Annotated in this window: 19 protein-coding genes; 10 read left to right on the plus strand and 9 right to left on the minus strand. The window is 72.9% G+C overall.

From position 1 onward, the window contains the following. Nucleotides 1-22: 22 nt before the first annotated feature. Nucleotides 23-517: a GNAT family N-acetyltransferase gene (locus tag ACZ6R6_RS20890; protein ID WP_470095591.1), complete on the minus strand. Its 495-nt coding sequence runs from the start codon at nucleotides 515-517 to the stop codon at nucleotides 23-25. Nucleotides 518-535: 18 nt separating this feature from the next. Beyond that, nucleotides 536-1,717: an ROK family protein gene (locus ACZ6R6_RS20895; protein WP_470095593.1), complete on the minus strand. Its 1,182-nt coding sequence runs from the start codon at nucleotides 1,715-1,717 to the stop codon at nucleotides 536-538. Nucleotides 1,718-1,845: 128 nt separating this feature from the next. Here ACZ6R6_RS20895 and ACZ6R6_RS20900 point away from each other — a divergent pair, with 128 nt between their 5' ends. The 8 genes from ACZ6R6_RS20900 to ACZ6R6_RS20935 all read left to right on the plus strand — a co-directional run bounded on the left by ACZ6R6_RS20900 (nucleotide 1,846) and on the right by ACZ6R6_RS20935 (nucleotide 10,443). Further along, entirely contained in the window at nucleotides 1,846-2,955 is a 1,110-nt protein-coding gene (locus ACZ6R6_RS20900; protein ID WP_470095595.1) for a Gfo/Idh/MocA family protein, read from the plus strand. Further along, a complete protein-coding gene (locus tag ACZ6R6_RS20905) occupies nucleotides 2,952-4,397 on the plus strand; it encodes a sugar ABC transporter ATP-binding protein (RefSeq protein ID WP_470095597.1) in 1,446 nt (481 codons plus the stop codon). Before ACZ6R6_RS20900 ends, ACZ6R6_RS20905 begins: the two co-directional genes overlap by 4 nt. Next, a complete protein-coding gene (locus tag ACZ6R6_RS20910; protein ID WP_470095599.1) occupies nucleotides 4,394-5,449 on the plus strand; it encodes an ABC transporter permease in 1,056 nt (351 codons plus the stop codon). The genes ACZ6R6_RS20905 and ACZ6R6_RS20910 overlap by 4 nt, the downstream gene beginning before the upstream one ends. After that, nucleotides 5,446-6,384 carry an ABC transporter permease gene (locus tag ACZ6R6_RS20915; protein WP_470095601.1) on the plus strand — a complete coding sequence of 313 codons (939 nt, stop codon included), beginning with the start codon at nucleotides 5,446-5,448 and terminating at the stop codon, nucleotides 6,382-6,384. Before ACZ6R6_RS20910 ends, ACZ6R6_RS20915 begins: the two co-directional genes overlap by 4 nt. Nucleotides 6,385-6,460: 76 nt before the next feature. Next, a complete protein-coding gene (locus tag ACZ6R6_RS20920) occupies nucleotides 6,461-7,681 on the plus strand; it encodes a substrate-binding domain-containing protein (protein ID WP_470095603.1) in 1,221 nt (406 codons plus the stop codon). Between the two features lie 147 nt (nucleotides 7,682-7,828). Further along, entirely contained in the window at nucleotides 7,829-8,668 is an 840-nt protein-coding gene (locus ACZ6R6_RS20925) for a sugar phosphate isomerase/epimerase family protein (protein ID WP_470095605.1), read from the plus strand. A 450-nt stretch (nucleotides 8,669-9,118) separates the two neighbouring features. After that, nucleotides 9,119-9,313, plus strand: a complete 195-nt coding sequence (locus ACZ6R6_RS20930; protein WP_470095607.1) for a hypothetical protein — start codon at nucleotides 9,119-9,121, stop codon at nucleotides 9,311-9,313. 296 nt (nucleotides 9,314-9,609) lie between these two features. Continuing rightward, nucleotides 9,610-10,443, plus strand: a complete 834-nt coding sequence (locus ACZ6R6_RS20935) for an amidohydrolase family protein (RefSeq protein WP_470095609.1) — start codon at nucleotides 9,610-9,612, stop codon at nucleotides 10,441-10,443. Between the two features lie 22 nt (nucleotides 10,444-10,465). Here the strand turns inward: ACZ6R6_RS20935 and ACZ6R6_RS20940 are convergent, their stop codons facing one another. From ACZ6R6_RS20940 to ACZ6R6_RS20950, 3 genes are all read right to left on the minus strand, one after another. Beyond that, nucleotides 10,466-11,911 carry a hypothetical protein gene (locus ACZ6R6_RS20940; protein WP_470095611.1) on the minus strand — a complete coding sequence of 482 codons (1,446 nt, stop codon included), beginning with the start codon at nucleotides 11,909-11,911 and terminating at the stop codon, nucleotides 10,466-10,468. An 80-nt stretch (nucleotides 11,912-11,991) separates the two neighbouring features. Next, nucleotides 11,992-13,497, minus strand: coding sequence for a S1 family peptidase (locus tag ACZ6R6_RS20945; protein ID WP_470095613.1), 1,506 nt, complete (start codon nucleotides 13,495-13,497; stop codon nucleotides 11,992-11,994). 85 nt (nucleotides 13,498-13,582) lie between these two features. Further along, on the minus strand, nucleotides 13,583-14,542 hold the full coding sequence (locus tag ACZ6R6_RS20950) for a LysR family transcriptional regulator (protein WP_470095615.1): 960 nt from the start codon (nucleotides 14,540-14,542) through the stop codon (nucleotides 13,583-13,585). 136 nt (nucleotides 14,543-14,678) lie between these two features. Between ACZ6R6_RS20950 and ACZ6R6_RS20955 the strand changes: the two genes are divergently transcribed. Then, entirely contained in the window at nucleotides 14,679-14,915 is a 237-nt protein-coding gene (locus tag ACZ6R6_RS20955) for a DUF6158 family protein (protein ID WP_306857352.1), read from the plus strand. Continuing rightward, nucleotides 14,912-15,151 carry a helix-turn-helix domain-containing protein gene (locus tag ACZ6R6_RS20960; RefSeq protein ID WP_470095617.1) on the plus strand — a complete coding sequence of 80 codons (240 nt, stop codon included), beginning with the start codon at nucleotides 14,912-14,914 and terminating at the stop codon, nucleotides 15,149-15,151. The genes ACZ6R6_RS20955 and ACZ6R6_RS20960 overlap by 4 nt, the downstream gene beginning before the upstream one ends. A gap of 334 nt (nucleotides 15,152-15,485) precedes the next feature. Here the strand turns inward: ACZ6R6_RS20960 and ACZ6R6_RS20965 are convergent, their stop codons facing one another. The 4 genes from ACZ6R6_RS20965 to ACZ6R6_RS20980 form a co-directional block, all read right to left on the minus strand. Continuing rightward, complete coding sequence (locus ACZ6R6_RS20965; protein ID WP_470095619.1) at nucleotides 15,486-16,073, minus strand: P-loop nucleotide/nucleoside kinase family protein; 588 nt, start codon at nucleotides 16,071-16,073, stop codon at nucleotides 15,486-15,488. An 18-nt stretch (nucleotides 16,074-16,091) separates the two neighbouring features. After that, entirely contained in the window at nucleotides 16,092-16,928 is an 837-nt protein-coding gene (locus ACZ6R6_RS20970) for a carbohydrate ABC transporter permease (RefSeq protein ID WP_470095621.1), read from the minus strand. Then, nucleotides 16,925-17,863, minus strand: a complete 939-nt coding sequence (locus ACZ6R6_RS20975) for a carbohydrate ABC transporter permease (protein ID WP_470095623.1) — start codon at nucleotides 17,861-17,863, stop codon at nucleotides 16,925-16,927. Before ACZ6R6_RS20975 ends, ACZ6R6_RS20970 begins: the two co-directional genes overlap by 4 nt. An 85-nt stretch (nucleotides 17,864-17,948) precedes the next feature. After that, complete coding sequence (locus ACZ6R6_RS20980; RefSeq protein WP_470095625.1) at nucleotides 17,949-19,289, minus strand: ABC transporter substrate-binding protein; 1,341 nt, start codon at nucleotides 19,287-19,289, stop codon at nucleotides 17,949-17,951. Nucleotides 19,290-19,291 lie beyond the last annotated feature (2 nt).

Consider the following 19,291-nt stretch of genomic DNA (forward strand, 5'->3'; position numbering starts at 1 on the left):
GGCCGCGTGGCCCGTGGCCGCCCTACTCCGACCGCCAGACGACCTCGCCGTCCACCCGTGCGTCGGTCGGGACCAGACCGATGCGGCGGGCCACGGCGGAGGATGCGGCGTGGTCGGGATGGATGGTCGCGACGACGGTCCGCACGCCGTGCTCCCTGAGCCAGGCGAGGAGGGCGAGTGCGGCCTCGCCGGCGACGCCCCTGCCCTGCCAGGGGGTGCCGACGACCCAGGCCACGTAAGCCCGGCCGGCGGTCAGGGTGGCCTGGACGTAGCCGACCGGGCCCTCCTCGCCGTCGAGGCGGATCACCCAGTTGAGCCAGGCGTCGTCACCGCCGGGCGGCGGGCCGGCCACCATGCGGGCGTAGCGGTCGCGCAGCTCCTCAGCGGTCGCGGGGGAGCCTCCGATGAAGGTGTGCAGGGCCGGGTCGGCGAGCGCCTCGGCCATCTGGGCGGCGTGCTCCACCGCCAGCGGCTCCAGCGTCAGCCGGGGGGTCCTGATCGGTCCGGTCTCCGTCACCGGGTCAGTGTGTCACGGTCAGGCGCGGGTGACGGACTGGTCGACGGTGCCGGGGGCCAGGACGTGCTCGATGACCATGACGGCCGCGCCGATCACGCCCGCGCGGTCGCCGAGCTCGCTGGCGGTGATCGTCAGGTGCTGGGTGGCCAGGGGCAGGGAGCGGCTGTAGATGACCTCGCGGAGGCCGGCGAGGACCTGCTCGCCGGCCTCGGCGATGTCGCCGCCGACCACGATCACCGAGGGGTTGAAGAAGTTCACGATCGAGGCGAGGACGTCGCCGACCTCGCGGCCGGCCTGGCGGATGAGCTGGACGGCCTGGGTGTTGCCGCTGCGCACCAGGCGGACCACGTCGCGGCTGCCGGCGGCCTTCACGCCGCCGGCCGACAGGCGGGCGGACATGGCGGCGCCGCTGGCGACGGCCTCCAGGCAGCCGAGGTTGCCGCAGCGGCAGACGGTGTCGGAGGCCGAGGCCACCTGGATGTGGCCGATGTCGCCGGCCGCGCCCTGGGCGCCCCGGTGCAGGTGGCGGTCGCTGATGATGCCGCAGCCGATGCCGGTGCCGATCTTGACGAAGATGAGGTGGTCGGCGCCGGGGCGGGCGGCCCAGTGCTCGCCCAGGGCCATGATGTTCACGTCGTTGTCGACGAGCACGGGGGCGCCGAAACGCTCGCCGAGCCACTCGGGGACGGGGAAGCCGTCCCAACCCGGCATTATCGGCGGATTGACCGGCCGGCCCGAGCTGTGCTCGACCGGGCCGGGCAGGCCGACGCCGATGCCGCAGACCTGCTCCGGGGTGTGGCCGGTCTCGGCGAGCATCTCCTCGAAGGTGCGCTGGAGCCAGGTGAGCGTCTCGACCGGGCCGCGGTCTATCGGCACCTCGTCCGCGCGCTCGGCGAGGACCTCGGTGCCCAGGTCGGTGATCGCCACCCGGGCGTGGGTGGCCCCGAGGTCGGCGGCGAGGGCGACGCGGGCGCCGCGGTTGAAGGTGAAGGCGACGGCGGGACGGCCTCCCGAGGAGATGGCCTCCTCGGTCGGGATGATCCACTGCTGGCTCAGCAGCGCGTCGAGCCGCTGCCCGAGGGTGGACCGTGCCAGCCCGGTCAGCTGCACCAACTCCGCCCGGGTCCGTGCCTGACCGTCACGCAGGATCTTTAGAAGCGCCCCCGCGCCGGCGATTGAACCGTTCGCTTCACTCAGCATGCGCACAGTCAACACTCCTCGTTTGCACCACGTCAAAGCGACTTACGTTCCTTCATGACTCCATTATGCCCAAACGCCTCTAACTTTTGCTTGACCATCGCCATAAGCTCCCTTTAACATCCCGCAATATGGAGGAAATCGGACGGTTACCAGCGGATCAGATCCGGGTGGGCGTCGTCGGAACCGGTTTCATGGGCACGGTCCACGCGCGTTCGGCGAGGCTCGCCGGGGCCCGGATCGTCGGCGCCGTGGGATCGGGCCGGGAGAAGGCCGCCCAGGCCGGGGCCCGTCTGGGTGCCGAGCGGGCATTCGGCTCGGCCGAGGAGCTGATCGCCTCGGCCGACGTCGACGTCGTCCACATCTGCACCCCCAACCACCTGCACGCGTCCCTGGCGTTGAAGGCCCTGGACGCCGGCAAGCACGTCGTCTGCGAGAAGCCGCTGGCCACCGACGGCGGGACGGCCGCGATGATGGCCGCGCGGGCGGTGGAGGCGGGACGGGTGACGGCCGTCCCCTTCGTCTACCGCTTCCATCCGATGGTCCGCGAGGCCCGCCACCGGGTGGCCTCGGGCGCGGTGGGCCGGATCAGCCTGATCCACGGCAGCTACCTGCAGGACTGGCTGCTGGCCCCGGAGGACGACAACTGGCGGGTGGACCCGGAGCGCGGCGGTCCCTCGCGGGTCTTCGCCGACATCGGCTCCCACTGGTGCGACCTGGCCGAGTTCGTCTCCGGTGACCGCATCGCCGCGGTCTCGGCGCAGACGGCCGTGGTGGTGCCCGAGCGCGCGGTGAGCCGCCCGGTGCTGACCGAGGACGTGGCCACGGTCCAGTTCCGCACGGTCTCCGGGGCGCTGGGGACCGTGACGGCCAGCCAGGTTGCGCCCGGCAGGAAGAACCGGCTCCTGCTGGAGATCTCGGGGTCGGAGGCCAGCCTGGCCTTCGACCAGGAGCAGCCCGAACTCCTGTGGTCCGGGCGGCGCGACGGCTCGCGGCTGCTGATGCGCGACCCGGCCGCGCTGTCGGCCGGGGCCGCGCGGTACGCCACCCTGCCGGCCGGCCACGCCCAGGGGTACCACGACTGCTTCGAGGCGTTCGTCGGCGACACCTACGCGGCGGTCCGGGGCGAGCACCGCGAGGGCCTGCCCACCTTCGCCGACGGCGCCCGCGCCGCCCACGTCTGCGACGCCGTACTGACCTCCGCCGGGTCCGGCCGGTGGGTGGAGGTGGACGAGACGTGATCCTCAGGATGCGCGGCATCGCCAAGAGCTTCCTCGGCGTGCGGGTGCTGAGCGGGGTGGACCTGGAGGCCGCCGCCGGAGAGGTGCACGCGGTCGTCGGGGAGAACGGCGCCGGCAAGTCCACGCTGATGAAGATCCTCGCCGGGGTCCACGCGCCGGACGAGGGCGGTGTCGAGATCGACGGCGTCCCGGTCTCCTTCGCCCACCCCGTCGACGCGCAGCGCGCCGGGGTGGCGATCATCTACCAGGAGTTCAACCTGCTGCCCGAGCGCGGCGTCGCCGAGAACGTCTTCCTCGGCCGCGAGCCCGTCCGGCGGGGGCTGGTCGACCGGGCCGCGATGGAGGCCGCCACCGCGCGGCTGCTGGAGGAACTCGGCGAGTCCTCCTTCGGCCCCCGTGACCTGGTCCGCCACCTGTCCGTCGCCCAGCAGCAGGTCGTGGAGATCGTCAAGGCGCTCTCCCAGGACGCCCGGATCATCGTGATGGACGAGCCGACCGCGGCGCTGGCCGACCACGAGGTGGAGCTGCTCTACCGGCTCGTCGCGCGGCTGCGGGAGCGGGGGATCGCCGTCCTCTACATCTCCCACCGGCTGCGCGAGGTGTTCGACCTGGCCGCGCGGGTGACCGTGCTGAAGGACGGCGCCCTGGTCAAGACCGTGCGGACCGCCGAGGTCACCTCCGACGAGCTGGTCCGGCTGATGGTCGGCCGCGACCTCGGCGCCCACTTCCCGCCCCGCGACGGCCGGGCCGGCGAGGTGCGGCTCAGCGTGCGCGGCGGCGGCAACGCCGTGCTCGACGGGATCGACCTCGACCTGCGCGCCGGGCAGATCCTGGGGGTGGCCGGGCTGCAGGGGTCGGGCCGGACGGAGCTGGCCAAGGCGCTGTTCGGGGCCGAGCCGTTCACGCGCGGCGAGATGAGCCCGCTGCGGCCCGCGTCGGTGCGCCAGGCCGTGGCGGCCGGGATCGGGCTGGTGACCGAGGACCGCAAGGCCGAGGGGCTCGCGCTGCGCCAGTCGGTGCGCGACAACGCCCTGCTGGTCTCCCGCTCGGTACGGCGCGGCGGCCGCGACGACGTCAGACAGCTCCTGGAGGCCGTGCGGCTGCGGCCGCCCCGCCCCGAACAGGAGGTCCGCTACCTTTCGGGGGGCAACCAGCAGAAGGTCGTGCTGGCCAAGTGGATGACCGTGGCGCCGCAGGTCCTGGTCTTCGACGAGCCCACGCGCGGGGTCGACGTGGGGGCCAAGGCCGCGATCTACGACCTGATGCGCGGCCTGGCCCGGGACGGCATGGCCATCATGATGATCTCTTCCGAACTCCCCGAGCTGATCGGCATGAGCGACCGCGTCGTCGTGATGCGCGACGGGCGCATCGCCGGAGAGCTCCCATCCGGCTCCTCAGAGGAGACAGTCATGCGCCTGGCCGCCGGTGAGGTGTCGCCGTGACCGGACAGAACGGGCTCCGGCCCGCCCGGCCCCCGGCGGCGCCGGAGAGCGCCGCCCCCGCCGCCCGCGCCGGCGGCCCGCGCGGGCGGGCCGCCCTGGCCGGCCGCATCGGCTCGACACAGGTCATCTACCTGGCTCTGGCCGGGGTCATGCTCGCCGGCTGGCTGCTGGTGGCGGTCGACGGGGGCGACTTCCTCACGCTGGAGACCGTCGTCGGGATCCAGCAGCGCTCGGCCGCGCTGGGCATCGTCGCGGTGGGGCAGACCCTGGCGATCCTGGTGGGGTCGCTGGACCTGTCGGTGGCGTATCTGATCAGCCTCACCTCGCTCGTCGCGGCGGAGGTCATGGCGGGCCAGGACAGCGGGATCGTCCCGGGGGTCGCGGCGGTGCTCGCGGTGAGCGCGCTGGCCGGCCTGGCCAACGGGCTGATCATCACCTGGCTCCACGTGCACGCCTTCATCGCGACGCTCGGCACCGCACTGATCATCAGAGGGGTCGTGGACCACCTCTACGACGGGCCGGCGGGCAGCGTGCCGGAGTCCTTCCAGCGGCTCGGCTACGACCGGCTCGGGCCGGTCCCGGTCTCGGCGCTGCTCTGGGCGGGCGTCGCGGCCGCGGCGTGGTTCCTGCTCCGCCGTACGCGGCTCGGATACCGGATCTACGCGGTGGGCGGGGACGAGGAGGTGGCCCGGCTGTCCGGGGTGCGGACCGGCAGGGTCATCGTCGCCACCCATGTCCTCTGCTCGGTGTGCGCGGGGATCGCCGGGCTGCTGCTGGCCGGCCGGCTCGGCGCGGGGGCGCCGACGGTCGGCACCGACGGCGGCTACGACCTGGAGTCGATCGCCGCGGTGGTCCTCGGCGGCACGGCCCTGGCCGGAGGCCGGGGCGGGATCCCCGGGACGGTCGGCGGGGTGCTGCTGCTGGCCGTGCTCGACAGCGTCTTCAACCAGCTCGAGGTCAACGCGTTCGTCAAGGACGTGGTGCGCGGCGTGGTGATCGTCGCCGCGGTGGCCGTGTACGCCCGCCGTACCGCCAGGAGGCGATCCCGATGAGAGCCCTCAGGTCCATGGGGCCGATCCTCCTCGTGCTGGCCGTGCTGCTGGCGCTGATCGCGGTGGCCAACCCCTTCTTCCTGGAGCCCGCCGGGTTCCTCGCCTTCCTCAAACGGGCCGCGCCACTGGTCATCCTCGCGGCGGGGCAGTATTTCGTGATCGTCTCCGGGGAGTTCGACCTGTCGGTCGGGTCGCTGGTCACCGTGCAGGTGGTGGTGGCCGCCCGCCTGATCGACGGGAGCGAGCCGGCCACCTGGCCGGTGCTGGCCCTGCTGGTCGCGCTGGGGCTGCTGGTCGGCCTGGTCAACGGCGTGATCACCACCGGGCTCCGGGTGCCGTCGTTCATCACCACCCTGGGCATGATGCTCGTGCTGTCCGGCGCGGTGTTCCTGTGGACCGGCGGCGCCCCGCGCGGAGCGCTGTCGGAGACGTTCAGGATGTTCGGCCGCAAGGACCTCGGGCCGGTGCCCTGGTCGGTCCTCGTCCTCCTGGCGGCGGGCGCGGCGGCGATCCTGCTCATGCGCTCCGACTTCGGCAAGCGGCTCATCGCCACCGGCGACAACGAGCGCGCCGCGGGGCTGTCGGGGGTCCGGGTCGGGCGGACCCGCGTCCTCGCCTTCGTCGTCTCCGGGCTGGCGGCGGCCGTCGCCGGCATCCTGCTGGGCGGCTTCGCCGGGGTCTCCGCCCAGGTCGGACAGGGATTGGAGTTCCAGGCGATCACCGCCGTCGTGCTCGGCGGCGTGGCGCTCGGCGGCGGACGCGGGTCCGTGGTCGCGGCCATGGCCGGGGCGTTCACGCTTGAGGCGCTCTTCACCCTGCTCAACCTGCACGGCATCTCGGGGGCCCTGGAGTACGCGGTCCAGGGCGTGATCATCATCGCCGCCGTCGCGATGGGGACCGTACGGCTCCCGTCCCGGCGCGCGGCGCGCGTCTGAGGGCGCTCCCCCAAGCTCCCTCCAAGCCCCTTCCCAACAGAAGGCACCCCCCACAGGAAAAAGAAGGAGACCTGATTTGAATAGGTCTGTAGCGGCCCTCGCCGCGGGCGTCTCCGCGATGCTGCTGGCCGCCGGCTGCGCCAGCGACCGGCCGGTGGCGGGCACGGCCGCCCCCACGGCCTCGGCGGCCTCGACGACGGCTCCGGCCGCCTCCACCTCCTCCGGGACGGGCGAGCAGTCGAAGTTCTTCGTCCAGGCCGACTACGACGCCCAGCTCGGCATGCGTGCCCAGACCCCCGAGGGGCCGGAGGGCAGGCCGTGGGAGCAGGTCGTCGCCCCGGGCGAGAAGGCGGACACCGGCAAGTACAAGAAGGACGGCCCCTACCACCTCTGCTTCTCCAACGCCGCGGTCAACAACCCGTGGCGGCAGGTGGGCTGGAAGACCATGCAGGCCGAGGTCGCCCTGCACAAGGAGATCACCGAGTTCACCGCGCTCGACGCCGAGGGCAAGGATGACAAGCAGATCTCCGACATCGCGGAGCTGACCGGCAAGGGGTGTGACGCGCTGATCGTCTCGCCCAACACGACCGCGACGCTGACCCCCGCGGTGACGGCCGCCTGCCCGAAGCTCCCGGTGATCGTCTTCGACCGCGGTGTGGACACCGACTGCCCGGTGACGTTCATCAACCCGATCGGCGGCTACGCCTTCGGCGCCGACGGCGCGGAGTTCCTGGTGGAGAAGGTCCCCGCCGGAGGGAAGGTCCTGGCGCTGCGGATCCTGCCGGGCGTGGACGTCCTGGAGACGCGCTGGTCGGCGGCCAAGGTGGCCTTCGACAACAGCGAGCTCGACGTGGTCGGGGTGGAGTTCACCGACGGCGACGCGGCCAAGACCAAGAGCATCGTGAGCGACTACATCCAGCGCCACGGCAAGATCGACGGCGTCTGGATGGACGCGGGCGCGACCGCCGTGGCGGCGGTCGAGGCGTTCGAGGACGCCGGCCAGCAGGTGCCGCCGATCGTCGGAGAGGACCAGCAGGACTTCCTGCAGAAGTGGAAGGACAGTGGTCTCACCGCCGTCGCGCCCACCTACCCCACCTACCAGTGGCGCACCCCGGTGATCGCCGCCCTGAGGATCCTCCAGGGTGAGGAGGTGCCCAAGACGTGGAAGCTCCCCCAGCCCAAGATCACTTCCGAGAGTCTGGCCACTTACCTGCGGCCCGACATGCCGCCGCTGCACTACGCGCTGTGCGGCTGCGAGGACCTGCCCGGCTTCCCCGCCAAGTGGGGCGGCAAGTAGGGCCGGTCCGCCGGGACGAGGACGGCGGCGCCCGCCGGACACAGGGGCCGGGCGCCGCCGCCCTACGGCGTTCACGAGGAGCGTTCGCGAGGAGCGTTCACGACGGTGTTCGCGAGGAGCGTTCATGAGGAGAGGGAGGGGTTTCCGGTGTTCGCCATCGGTGTCAACACGTGGGTGTGGGTCTCGCCGCTGACGGATGAGGACCTCATGCGGCTGGCCCCGAAGGTGGCCGGCTGGGGCTTCGACGCGATCGAGCTGCCGATGGAGCAGATCGGCGACTGGGACCCCGAGCGGGCGGCCGACCTGCTGGGAGAGCTCGGGCTGAAGGCGTCGGTGGTGCTGGTCATGCCCCCGGGCAGGGAGCTCGTCGCGGCCGACGGCGAGACGTTCCGGACGACCCGGGACTACCTGCGGCGCTGCGTGGACGCCGCGGTGGCCGTGGGGAGCCCGGTGATCGCCGGGCCGGCGTACGCGTCGGTGGGGCGGACCTGGCGGATGTCGGAGGAGGAGCGGCCGGCCTGCTACGCCCAGCTGCGCGAGAACCTGGCCCCGGTCGGGGAGTACGCGGCCGAGCGGGGGGTGACGGTCGCCGTCGAGCCGCTCAACCGCTACGAGAGCAGCCTGATCAACACGGTCGGGCAGGCCGTCGAGGCGGTGGGCGGGATCCCGGGCGTCGGTCTCGCGCTGGACGTCTACCACATGAACATCGAGGAGCGCGATCCCGCGGCGGCCGTCCGGCAGGCGGGGGAGCTGATCGCACACGTGCAGGTCTGCGCCAACGACCGGGGCGCCCCCGGAGCCGACCACCTGGACTGGCCGGGCCTGGCCGGGGCGCTGCGCGAGGCGGGCTACCGGGGCCCGCTCTGCATCGAGTCCTTCACCGCGCACAACCGGTCGATCGCGACCGCCGCCTCGGTCTGGCGGCCGCTCGCCGCGACCCAGGACGACCTCGCGACCCAGGGCCTGGCCTTCCTGCGCACCCTCTGAACGCCTGCGCACCCTCTGAACGGCCGGCGCCGGGCCGTACGGGCCCGTCCCACCGGAGCCCGCGGAGGGGTCGCCGGGGGATCCGGCCTCCCGGCGGCTCCGCAAGACCCTTTCCCGGTGCGGCGTTCCCCGCCGCAGGCCGATCAGGCGGCGACGATCTACCGGGGAATTCCGCGGGGAGGCGGGGAGGGAACCGCGGGAGACAAAGGCGGCTGGCGGAGAGCCGTCACCGAACGTGACGGAAACCCGTTCCCCGGTTCTTCTCCGCAGCCGGAGAGTAATCCGAGAGGGCTGAGGCCTTTGTCCTCTCTGGAAAGACCATCGAAGTTCTCTGCGGCTAACGTGGGATCCATGTCACGCGCCGTGCCGGTGCTGTCCGTAGCCCCGACGCGGCGTTCCGTCAGCCCTGGTGTCGCCCGGGGCGCGACCGACTCGACATGGGGTGATCTCATGATCAAGTTCAAGCACGCTCTCGCCGCCGGTGCGGTGGCGGCCTCGGCTCTCGTCGTCCCCGCGGCGCTGTCGGCCCAGCCCGCCGGTGCCGACACCATGTCCGCCCTCGGCTCCGCCGCCAAGCCCTGCTGGCAGTACGACGACCCGCAGGAGAGGCAGTACTGCTACGACCGCCAGGGTGGCGGATACTGACCCCGGGCTCCATGCCGGGCTGACCGTCCGCGGGCCGGTCGGCCCGCGGGACCCGTCTCCGGTGGGCGACCGCCGGGCCGGAGCCCGGCGGTCCCCGTGCGGCCGTGACCGTCCAGGTCACGGCCGCTCCGACGTCTTCACCCCGCGGCCGCGCCGCGGGACTCTGCGTGCGTTCTCCGGCGGATCGGCCCATGGCCACGCACTGAGATCCGACCATTGTTCCGAAAAACCGGCTATGACTTGTCCCGCGCGGCCCAGTTCGGTTGAATGATCGGATCAATCGCCCCGGGAGAGCCATGATCGACGCGCATCACCATGTGTGGGACCTGTCCGTGCGGGACCAGGGCTGGATCACCGGCCCGGAGATGGCCCCGCTGCGCAGGAGCTTCGGCGTCGAGGACCTGCCGGCGGCCGCCGCCGGGGTCACGGCCACGGTGCTCGTGCAGACGGTCGCCGTGCCGGAGGAGACGCCGGAGTTCCTGGCCCTGGCCGAGGCGCACGACCTGATCGCGGCGGTGGTCGGCTGGACCGACCTGACCGCCCCCTCGGCGGCCGACGACCTCGCCGCGCTGCGGGCCGCGCCCGGCGGCGGATACCTGCGCGGCGTCCGGCACCAGGTGCAGGGCGAGACCGACCCGCGCTGGCTCTGCCGGGACGACGTACGGCGCGGCCTGGCGGCCGTCGGGCGGGCGGGGCTGGTCTACGAGCTGCTCACCCTCCCGCACCAGCTGCCCGCCGCGATCGAGACCGTGACCGCGCTGCCCGGCCTGGAGTTCGTGCTCGACCACTGCTCCAAGCCGCCGGTCGCCACGGGGGCGCTGGAGCCGTGGGCCGTGCTGGTCCGGGAGCTGGCCGCCCGCCCGAACGTCACCTGCAAGCTGTCGGGCCTGGTCACCGAGGCCGACTGGGCCGGCTGGACGGCCGCCGACCTGCGGCCCTACGCCGACGTGGTGCTGGAGGCGTTCGGGCCCGGCCGGGTCATGTTCGGCTCCGACTGGCCGGTATGCCTGCTCGCCGCGCCGTACGAGACCGTGCTGGAGACCACCCGCGGGCTCACCGCGCACCTGTCGGCGTCCGAGCGCGAGGAGGTGTTCGGCGGGGTGGCCGCCCGCGTCTACGGCATCGCCTGAACCCGCCGTCCGGGGCGTCCGGCTAGCCGGGCGCCGTGCCGGGGGCCCGCCCGGCCCGGCGGAAGAAGGCGGCCACCGCGTAGGGGTCGACCGGGTCGGTGAGCAGGGCGAGCATCTCGTCCTTGCGGGCCGGGTCCACCTTGAACGGGTGGCCGAACACGTGGGGGCCCTCCCCGTCGCCCAGCAGCCTGGTCAGCATCAGGTCACCGGGCAGGGCCTGCCGGGGGAGCAGCTCGTCGGCCAGCGTCACCGGGCCCCCACCCCCGCCGCCCGCCTCGCGCAGGGTGATCTCCTCTCCGGAGACGTCGAGGACCTCCCACAGCCGCAGCGGCGTCCTGCGCCAGGACTCCAGCAGCTCCACCTCGTCATCGCGCAGCCACTCGCCCCGCGAGTCCAGGAACTCCCCGACGACGTCGTTCTCGAACAGCGCCAGGTCGGCCAGGGCGGGCTCGGCCACCCGGACGCTCAGCGCGACCAGGTCGTCGATCAGGCGGCGGCGGGCCGGGCGGTAGCCGTAGGCGAGCAGCTGCCGGAACAGGTGCGCGGCCCGTGCCGGAAGCGGGTCGTCCGGGGCCGTACGGCAGGCGGCGTACTCGGCCGCGTCCCGCTCGGCCGGCGCCAGGCCCGGGGAGAGGGAGAGCACCTCGTGGACGAGCCCGGCCGCCTCGAACGACCGGCCTTCGCCCTCGGCCGACCTGGCGATCAGCAGCAGCGCCGCCGGCTCGGTGCGCGGGAGCGCCTCGATCAGGGCGGGGGCGAGCGGCTCGCGCTCCACCTCGTCGGCGACCCTGGCGAGCACCGCCTCCGAACGGGACAGGTAGGTGATCGCCTTGGACAGGTCGGCGCCCTCGGCGTAGGTCCGCAGCGCGCTGCGGACCAGGGCCAGCCTGATGACGTCCAGCGGGGCCAGGTCGGCGACCGAAGCGGTGTCCCACGGCGCGCCCACGATGCCGACCCGGCCTCCCCGCAGCTCCAGCGAGGCCTCACGCAGCAGCGGGGCCAGCGGCGGGAGCGGGTCGGCGAAGGTCTCCGGGGCTTTCATCAGCAGCTCGAGGACCACGACGTCGATGGAGACGCCGGGAGCGGGCTCCAGCCCCTCGGCGAAGGCGCGCAGCGCGTCGAGCGCCTGCTCACCGAACTCCTGGACGACCCGGATCGCCCGCTCGGCGGGGAAGTCGGTCAGCTCCGTGGTCGACAGCTCCAGCGCGCCGTCGCGCAGGCGCAGCGCGACCAGGTCCTCCGGCGCCACCCCCGACAGCCAGCCCTCGGGCCCCGTCAGGGACGGCTCGCCCGCCTCGACCACGGTGCGCACCCGGCCGCCCCCGGCCAGCGGCACCCCGCCGCCGTCGGCCAGCCGTGCCCACAGCCGCAGGTCGTCGACGGCCGTCAGCGCACCGGCCGCCAGCTCGGCCCGGGTGACCAGGTGCGTCAGCACCGCGCCCTCGCTCAGCCTCAGAAGCTCGCTCATCTGTCCATTCTTCTGGACATCCGGACACGACGGCGCCGCCGCCCCTCTGGAAGGGGCGGCGGCGCGTGGCGCGCGGGCGGCTACGGCCTGGTCACGCCCAGGGTGTAGGAGCCCGAACCGCTGTAGGCGTGGACCCGCACGCGGTAGGTGCCCGCGGTGCCGTTGTAGGTGAAGGCCTCGTCGGGGTTGGGGGTGGTCCCACTGGCCACGTCGGTCCAGGTGGAGCCGTTCAGCTTCTGCAGGTAGGCGTCGTAGTCGGTGCCGTTGGGGCCGTCCAGGCAGATGCGCTGCACGCCGGCGCCGGCGGTGTAGCCGCCGCTGCCGGGCTGGTAGACGCTCTGGTTGGAGGTCAGCGAGCCGTTGTAGGTGTTCTGGTAGCCGCCGCAACCGGTCGGCGGGTTGCCGTCCCCGGTGACCAGGGTGAGCCCGTAGACCTGCAGGATCTCGTTGATCGGCTGGAAGTAGGTCGTGCCGCCGGAGGAGCAGTTGCCCGAGCCGCCGGAGGTGACGCCCTGGGCCTGGCTGCCGGAGATGTAGGAGCCGCCGGAGTCGCCGGGCTCGGCGCACACGCTGGTGCGGCCCAGGCCGGTGATGGTGCCCTCGGGGTAGGTGACGCTGGCGTTGCGGGCCTGGATGGTGCCGCAGTGCCAGCCGGTGGTCGAGCCGGCCCGGCAGACCGACGAGCCCACGGCCGCGTCGGCCGACCCGCCGACCTGGACGATGCCGTTGCTGTAGCCGTTCACCACGCCGACCGGCGTCCAGTTGGAGTTGACCGCGACCCAGGCGTAGTCGTTGCCGGGGAAGGACGAGCCCTGGAAGGTGCCCTGCGCGACCTGGTTGGAGCCCTTGGTGCTGGCCCCGGCGGTGCCGCAGTGGCCCGCGGTGGCGAAGCCGCCCTGGGTGCCGCGGGTGACCGAGAAGCCGACCGAGCAGCGGGAGCCGCTGCCGATGTAGTAGGCGTCGCCGCCGCGGACGTCGTAGAGCGGCCGGGGCCGCTCGGCGGAGGTCTCCACGCGGACCAGCGCCCTGTCGAGGCCGGCGGCGTTCACGAACGCCTCCGCGGCGGCGGCGTCGCCCGCCTGCACCACGACGCTGTTGCTCCGCAGGTCGACGTACCAGGAGGGCACGGCCCCGTACGGCGCGCCGGCGACGGCGTCGAGCCGCTCCCTGGCCGCCTCCAGCGTGGCCAGCGAGTGCTTGACGAGCTTGGCCTCCGCGCCGGCGCGGAGAATGGTGGTGATCTTCGTCGAGTCGGTGGTAGCGACCACGAACTCGGAGGTGGGGCCGCTCACCCAGGCGCCGGCGAAGTCCTTGCCGAGCTGCCCGCGGACGGCGGGCTCGACCTTGGCCGCGGCCGCCTCGTTGACGAGCCGGGCCGTGGCCTGCTCACCGGTGATCCCGAGGTCGCGCCTGAGGGCGTCGATCATGGCGGGGGCGGGCCTGGCGGCTGCCGCCGCCTGTGCCCGGGCCGTGGCGAACGCGGACGGGGCGGGGTCGCCGCCGGGACCGGCCTGGGCGGTGGCGGGGGTGGCCACCAGGGTGAACGCGAGCGCGAAGCCCGCGGACACGGCACTTCTGCGGAGCATGTGTCGTCTCCTCGTGTGGGGGGTGCCGCCAACGTAGCGGTGCTCACACGGGGTGTGGTTCTACCAAATGCTCCCTACCGTCGCGTTATGGGGAGGTGCCGAACCGGGGGTTGCCGGCCAGCCAGGCGGCATATCGCGCGCTGCGCCGCACCGCGTCGGCGTGGGCGGCCTTGGCGTGCTCGGCGATCGACGCCGCGACCCGCGCGGCGGCGCCCTCCGGATGCCAGCCGAGCAGCTGCCGCCAGCGCAGCGGCGCGTCGGCGAGCGGGACCGTCGCCACGCCCGGGGTCGGCTGGAAGGTCGCCTGGCACAGTACGGCGGCGCGTCCGACCTTGGCCAGGTGTGTGCACGTGGCCACGTCGGTCTCGTAGATCGTCTGGGGGGTGAAGCCCGCGCGGGCGCAGGCCGTGGCGAAGCAGTCGCCGAAACAGCTGTCTCCGGGGGTGACCGCCCACCGCTCTCCGGCCAGCTCGGCCAGCGCCACCTCCTCCCGGCCGACCAGCGGGTGGTTCTCCTCCAGCATCACGAAGACCGGGTCGACCCCCACGGTCAGCCACACCACCGGCCCTTCCACCGGCGGGGGGCTCTCCCCGCAGGCGCCGATGAGCGCGAAGTCGAGCCGGCCGAGCATGACCATCGTGGTGAGCTCCTTGGCCGACCAGGAGGTGTAGGTGCTCACCGGCGTCGACGGCCACGCCGTGGCGAGCCGGTCGACCAGCCCGCCCAGGATCGGCCCGTTGGTGGCGCCCAGCCGGTAGCTGGGGACCTCACCGCTGGCGTTGGCGAACCGGACCGCCTCCTCCTGCAGCTCCCGGGCGGCGGGCAGCAGCACCATCGCCCTGGACAGCACCAGCTCCCCGAGGGGTGTGGGCCGCGCGCCGTTGTGGTCGCGTTCGAAAAGAGTCCCTCCGAGCACCCGCTCGATCCGTTTGAGCTGCGCGGTCAGCGCGGGCTGGGCCAGCCCGAGGAGGGTGGCCGCCTTGGTGACGCTGCCGGCCTCGGCGACCGCCCGCACGATCTTGAGGTGTCGGAGCTCAAGGTCCATACCGGGAAGGTAAGGCCGTGGCGTTATGGCTGCAATGCAAACGAGTCATGAAATCTGACTCAATTTCGTGAAATCCTGTCACCAGGAGGGACCCCCGAGGAAGTGAGGGAGGGCGGTGACAGGGTAGGCGAGTCCTATGACAATGGGAATCGACCCGATGGACCTGACCGAGGACGACCTGCTCCGTGAGCTGCGGCACCTGCACGCCACCCGGACCGACACCCTCCTGCACGGCTCCGCGGACGCGCTCGCCAACCACACCACGCGGACCGAGGAGCTGGAGCAGGAGTATCTGCGCCGCCACCCCGAGCGGGACGTCGACCCCGAGCGACTGCGCGAGGGCGCCCGGCGCCGCCAGGGAGCGCCCTCGTGAATGAGGGCCGTCCCGACGTCCAGGCCCTGTCGGGCGTGGACACCGACGTCTACGAGGCGGTGTCCGGGCTCGCCGTGGAGGGCAGGTCGGCGACGGTCGCCGAGGTGGCCCGGGCGACCGCCCTGCCGGAGGAGACGGTACGGCGGAGCCTCGACGGGCTGACCGAGGCCGGCTGGCTGAAGGCCGCCGGGTCCTCCTACGTCCTCGGCCCGCACGGCTGGGGGCTGGAGTACTGACCTGCGGGGGCGGCGCGCCCGCCTTCCGTGACGCGGTCGCCTCGAGTGTGCCGCGTCCCCGGTGGAGGCGCTGTCCGACGAGAACCTCGGCGTCCGCGAGGCCGCGGTGATCGCCCTGGCCCTCTGGGCGTCCAGGCCCGAGGTGGCCCGGGCCCTTCGCGCGTCCGGAGCCGACCCGGACGCCGACGTCCCCGCGTGCACGCCCGCCGGGCGTCTCGCGGGCCGAGACCGCGATCGTCGGCCGGGCCGTCAAGCGCGGGCGTGGTGAGGGCGGCCGCCCGCCGTACCCCGGCCTGGTCCCGGGCGGCGGGGTGCTCTCGCGCACCGGCCACGCTCACGGCGGGCGGCCGTTCACGGCGGCCGTGAGCGCGGCCACCTGCGGTCCCAGGGGCGGCGCGCCCAGCCGGTTGTCGATCTCGGCGTACGGCACGGCGGGCGGATGGTCCACCTGGATCGCCCGCAGGTAGTCGTCGAAGCGGGCCAGCTTCCCCGCGTCCCTGCCGAGCCCCCTCCGCTCCAGCCTGGCACGCAGGGTGGGGCCGTCGGAGCGGATCCAGACCAGGTGGACCGGCGGGCCGCCCAGCTCCGCCACCCAGCGCTCCCACCGCGCCGCGTCGTGCACCTGGCCGGTGAAGGGGCCGTCGAGCATCACCGGGCAGCCGTGGGAGCGGATCTGCCGGGCGAGCGCGGTCAGCCCGGCGTATTCGTGCCGCTTGACGTGCTCGTCGTACCACGGTCCTTCGCGCTCTCCCTGGTCCCGGCCGTGGGTCCGGAGGGTGGCCGCCACGAACCCGCCGTAGGCGGTGTCCTTGTCGAGCAGCGCGGGCACCGGGTCCAGCCCCGCCAGCAGTGCCGCCGCCACGGTCGACTTGCCCGCGCCCGGCGGCCCGCTCACCACCCACAGCGTCCCCGGTCCTGTCATGCGGCCATTCTCACCCGATCACCCCTTGAGCCCCGAACGGGAGATCCCCTCGATCACCCAGCGCTGGGCGACGAGGTAGAGCGCGATCACCGGCAGGCTGGCGATCACCGCGCCGGCCATCAGGAGGTCGTAGCGGATGTTGTTGGCCCCCTGGAAGTTGCCCAGGCCCGCCGGGAGGGTCAGGGACTCGGGACTGAGCAGGACGTAGATCGGCCAGAGGAAGTCGTTCCAGTTGGTGAGGAAGGACAGCAGGAACAACGTCACCAGGGCGGGGCGGGCCAGCGGGAGCGCGATGGTGGTGAAGATCTGCCACCGGTTGCAGCCGTCCAGCTCGGCCGCCTCCTCCAGTTCGCCCGGCAGCGTGACGAAGAACTGCCGCAGGAAGAACACCCCGAACGCGCCCGCGGCGGCGGGGACGATCACGGCGGGCAGGCTGTCCACCCATGAGAGCTCGTTGACGATCAGGAAGTTCGGGATCAACAGCACCACCGGCGGCACGAACAGCGTCGCCACGACCGTCGCGAAGATCACGCCCCGGCCGCGGAAGCGGAGCCGGGCCAGCGCGTAGGCGGCGGGCGCCGCGGTGACCAGGACCAGGACGGCATGGCCGGTGGCGGCGGTGAGGCTGTTGACGAACCACCTGACGATCGGGCTGTCCGCGCTGCCGAGGATCTCCCGGTAGGCGTCCAGGGTGGCCGGGCTTGGGATCCATTGGGGATCGGTCGAGCCGGCCCCCTCGCGGGTCTTGAACGAGGTGGACAGCATGTAGACCAGCGGGCTCAGGTAGAGCGCCGCGATCACGGCGAGGATCAGGTGGAGCAGGGCCCGCCGCAGGCTGCGGAGGTCGCGGGTCATCGCCCGCCCCTGTCTCTGAAGGCGCCGAACACCAGCGCGCTGGCCACCATCAGGAAGCCGGCCAGGATGAAGCTCATGGCCGAGGCGGTGCCCATGTCGAACTGGCGCAGACCGGTCTCGGCGATGAGGTAGATCGCGGTCTTGGTCTGGTCGGCGGGGGCGCCGCCCGTGATCAGGTAGGACTGGCCGAACATGTTGGCCGAGGCCAGGATGGTGGAGTTGACCACGAAGACCGTCACGGGCCGCAGGCCGGGCAGCGTCACCGAGCGGAACCGGTGCCAGGCGGAGGCGCCGTCGACCATCGCCGCCTCGTGCAGCTCGCGCGGGATGTCCTGCAGGCCGGCGAGGAAGATGACGGAGTTCAGGCCCAGCGTCCACCACACCGTCACCCCGACGAGGGCGATCCAGGCGGGCGGCACGTCGGTGGTCCACTGCACGTCGAGGCCCAGATAGTGGTTGACCAGGCCGATGTTGCCGTCCAGCAGGAAGCGCCAGACGAAGCCGACGACGGCCACGCCCAGCACGTACGGCGCGAAGTAGACGGCGCGGTAGACGTTGCGTCCCTTGAAGCGGCCGTTCATCAGCAGCGCCACCAGCAGGGGCAGCACGATCAGCAGCGGGACCGAGGCGACGGTGAAGATCCCGGTGGCCCGCATCGCCGTCCAGAAGCGCGAGCCGTCCACGCCGGCGGGGTCGAACAGCTCGGCGTAGTTCTCCAGTCCGACGAACGGCTTGTCCGGGAGGTTGATGTCCCACTCGTGCAGGCTGGTCCAGAACCCGAAGCCGATCGGCAGCAGCATGAAGACGGCGAACAGGATCAGGTAGGGGGCGAGGAACGCGTACGGCGTCCAGGGCCGCATCCTGCGGGCGGTCCCGGGGGACCGGCCGGGCGCGGCCGCCACAGTGAGGTCCCGCGGTCCGGTCTGCACGCTCACGGCCGCTCCTCGGCCGGGGGGTGGGCCCGCGCGGTGCGCCTGTCCGGCGCGGCACCGATGGCGCGGGCCGCCGTGGTGCGCACGCTCATCGCCCGTACTTCCGCTTGTTGTCGGCCAGCAGCTTGTCGGCCGTCGCCACGCCCTCCTTCAGCGCGTCCGCCGGGGACGCCTCCTTCAGCACGGCCTTGGCCACCGCCAGCTCCAGCGCCTTGGACTGCACGTCGCCGACCCCGGGGAGCGCGGGCAGGAAGTGGAAGGCGTTCAGGTCGGCGGCCAGCTTGATCTGGGGCAGCTCGGCGATCGAGGGGTCCTCGCGGACGGAGTTGCGGGCCGGGATCATCCCCGCCTTGGCCCACTCGGCCGACAGGCGGCCCATGTGGTCGATGAAGAACTTGGCCGCCTGGACCTTGTTCGAGTCCTTGCCCGCCTGGGAGGTCATCACGAAGTTGTGTGAGGAGCTCCACACCGCGGCGGTGCCGCCGATGTTGGGGATCGGGGACAGGCCCCACTTGAGCGACTTGGCGTTGGACTTCAGGTCGTTGATCTGCCAGATCCCGTCCCAGGTGAAGCTGTTCCTGTCGTTCTTGAAGGCGGCGTACTGGGTGTCCTGGGCCACCTTGGCGGGGCTGAAGCCCTTGTCGATCTGCTCCACCATCCAGCTCAGCGCCTGCGCGCCCTGCTCGGAGCCCCACAGCGCCCGCGTGCCGTCCTCGCTGTAGAGCTGCCCGCCGTGCTGCCACAGCAGGCTCATGAACATCAGGTGGCCGGGCCACTTGCTCGGCATCCAGAACGGGTTGGCGATCCCGGCGTCCCTGAGCCCGCCGAGCGCCTCCTCGTAGGAGGCCTTGTCGGAGGGGGCGTCGCTCAGGCCGGCCTTCTCCAGGTGGGCCTGGTTCCAGTAGTCGCCCAGGCAGTGCACGTCGAGCGGCACGCTGTAGCGCTTGCCCTCGTAGACCCCGGCGTTCCACACCGCGGGGATGAAGTCCGCCTCGGTCAGCTTGAGCGCGCCCACCACGTCGTCCAGCGGGATCAGCGTCTGCCGGGCGGCGAAGGTGCCGATCCAGTCGTTGTGGATGACCGCGACGTCGGGGCCCTTGCCCGCGGCGATGGCCGTCGGCATCGCGGGATAGAGGTCCTCCCAGCGGCGGGTGACGTTGCGGACCTCGATCCGGCCGGAGAACTCCTTGTTGAACGCCTCCAGCATGGCCCGCATGTGGGGGCCGTCGCCGCCGGTGAAGCCGTTCCAGTAGTCCAGGGTCACCTTGGGCCCGGTGTACTCGCCGCCGGAGAACGTCGGCGCGGCCGAGGCGGGGGTGGTGGAGCCGGAACCGATCTTGGTGCCGTTCCCGCAGGCCGACAGCGCGGCGGTGAGTCCCACGGCGCCGGACAGGCCGAGGAAGGAACGGCGGGAAAGAGGGCTGGTCATGG

This window comes from Streptosporangium sp. NPDC048886 (genome assembly GCF_055586905.1).

What these genes read in the sequence shown, in the direction of transcription:
- ACZ6R6_RS20895 (WP_470095593.1), bottom strand. Translation starts at nt 1,717, where the DNA reads ATGCTGAGTGAAGCGAACGGTTCAATCGCCGGCGCGGGGGCGCTTCTA.
- ACZ6R6_RS20900 (WP_470095595.1), top strand. Translation starts at nt 1,846, where the DNA reads ATGGAGGAAATCGGACGGTTACCAGCGGATCAGATCCGGGTGGGCGTC.
- ACZ6R6_RS20915 (WP_470095601.1), top strand. Translation starts at nt 5,446, where the DNA reads ATGAGAGCCCTCAGGTCCATGGGGCCGATCCTCCTCGTGCTGGCCGTG.
- ACZ6R6_RS20930 (WP_470095607.1), top strand. Translation starts at nt 9,119, where the DNA reads ATGATCAAGTTCAAGCACGCTCTCGCCGCCGGTGCGGTGGCGGCCTCG.
- ACZ6R6_RS20935 (WP_470095609.1), top strand. Translation starts at nt 9,610, where the DNA reads ATGATCGACGCGCATCACCATGTGTGGGACCTGTCCGTGCGGGACCAG.
- ACZ6R6_RS20940 (WP_470095611.1), bottom strand. Translation starts at nt 11,911, where the DNA reads ATGAGCGAGCTTCTGAGGCTGAGCGAGGGCGCGGTGCTGACGCACCTG.
- ACZ6R6_RS20945 (WP_470095613.1), bottom strand. Translation starts at nt 13,497, where the DNA reads ATGCTCCGCAGAAGTGCCGTGTCCGCGGGCTTCGCGCTCGCGTTCACC.
- ACZ6R6_RS20950 (WP_470095615.1), bottom strand. Translation starts at nt 14,542, where the DNA reads ATGGACCTTGAGCTCCGACACCTCAAGATCGTGCGGGCGGTCGCCGAG.
- ACZ6R6_RS20955 (WP_306857352.1), top strand. Translation starts at nt 14,679, where the DNA reads ATGACAATGGGAATCGACCCGATGGACCTGACCGAGGACGACCTGCTC.
- ACZ6R6_RS20965 (WP_470095619.1), bottom strand. Translation starts at nt 16,073, where the DNA reads ATGACAGGACCGGGGACGCTGTGGGTGGTGAGCGGGCCGCCGGGCGCG.
- ACZ6R6_RS20970 (WP_470095621.1), bottom strand. Translation starts at nt 16,928, where the DNA reads ATGACCCGCGACCTCCGCAGCCTGCGGCGGGCCCTGCTCCACCTGATC.
- ACZ6R6_RS20980 (WP_470095625.1), bottom strand. Translation starts at nt 19,289, where the DNA reads ATGACCAGCCCTCTTTCCCGCCGTTCCTTCCTCGGCCTGTCCGGCGCC.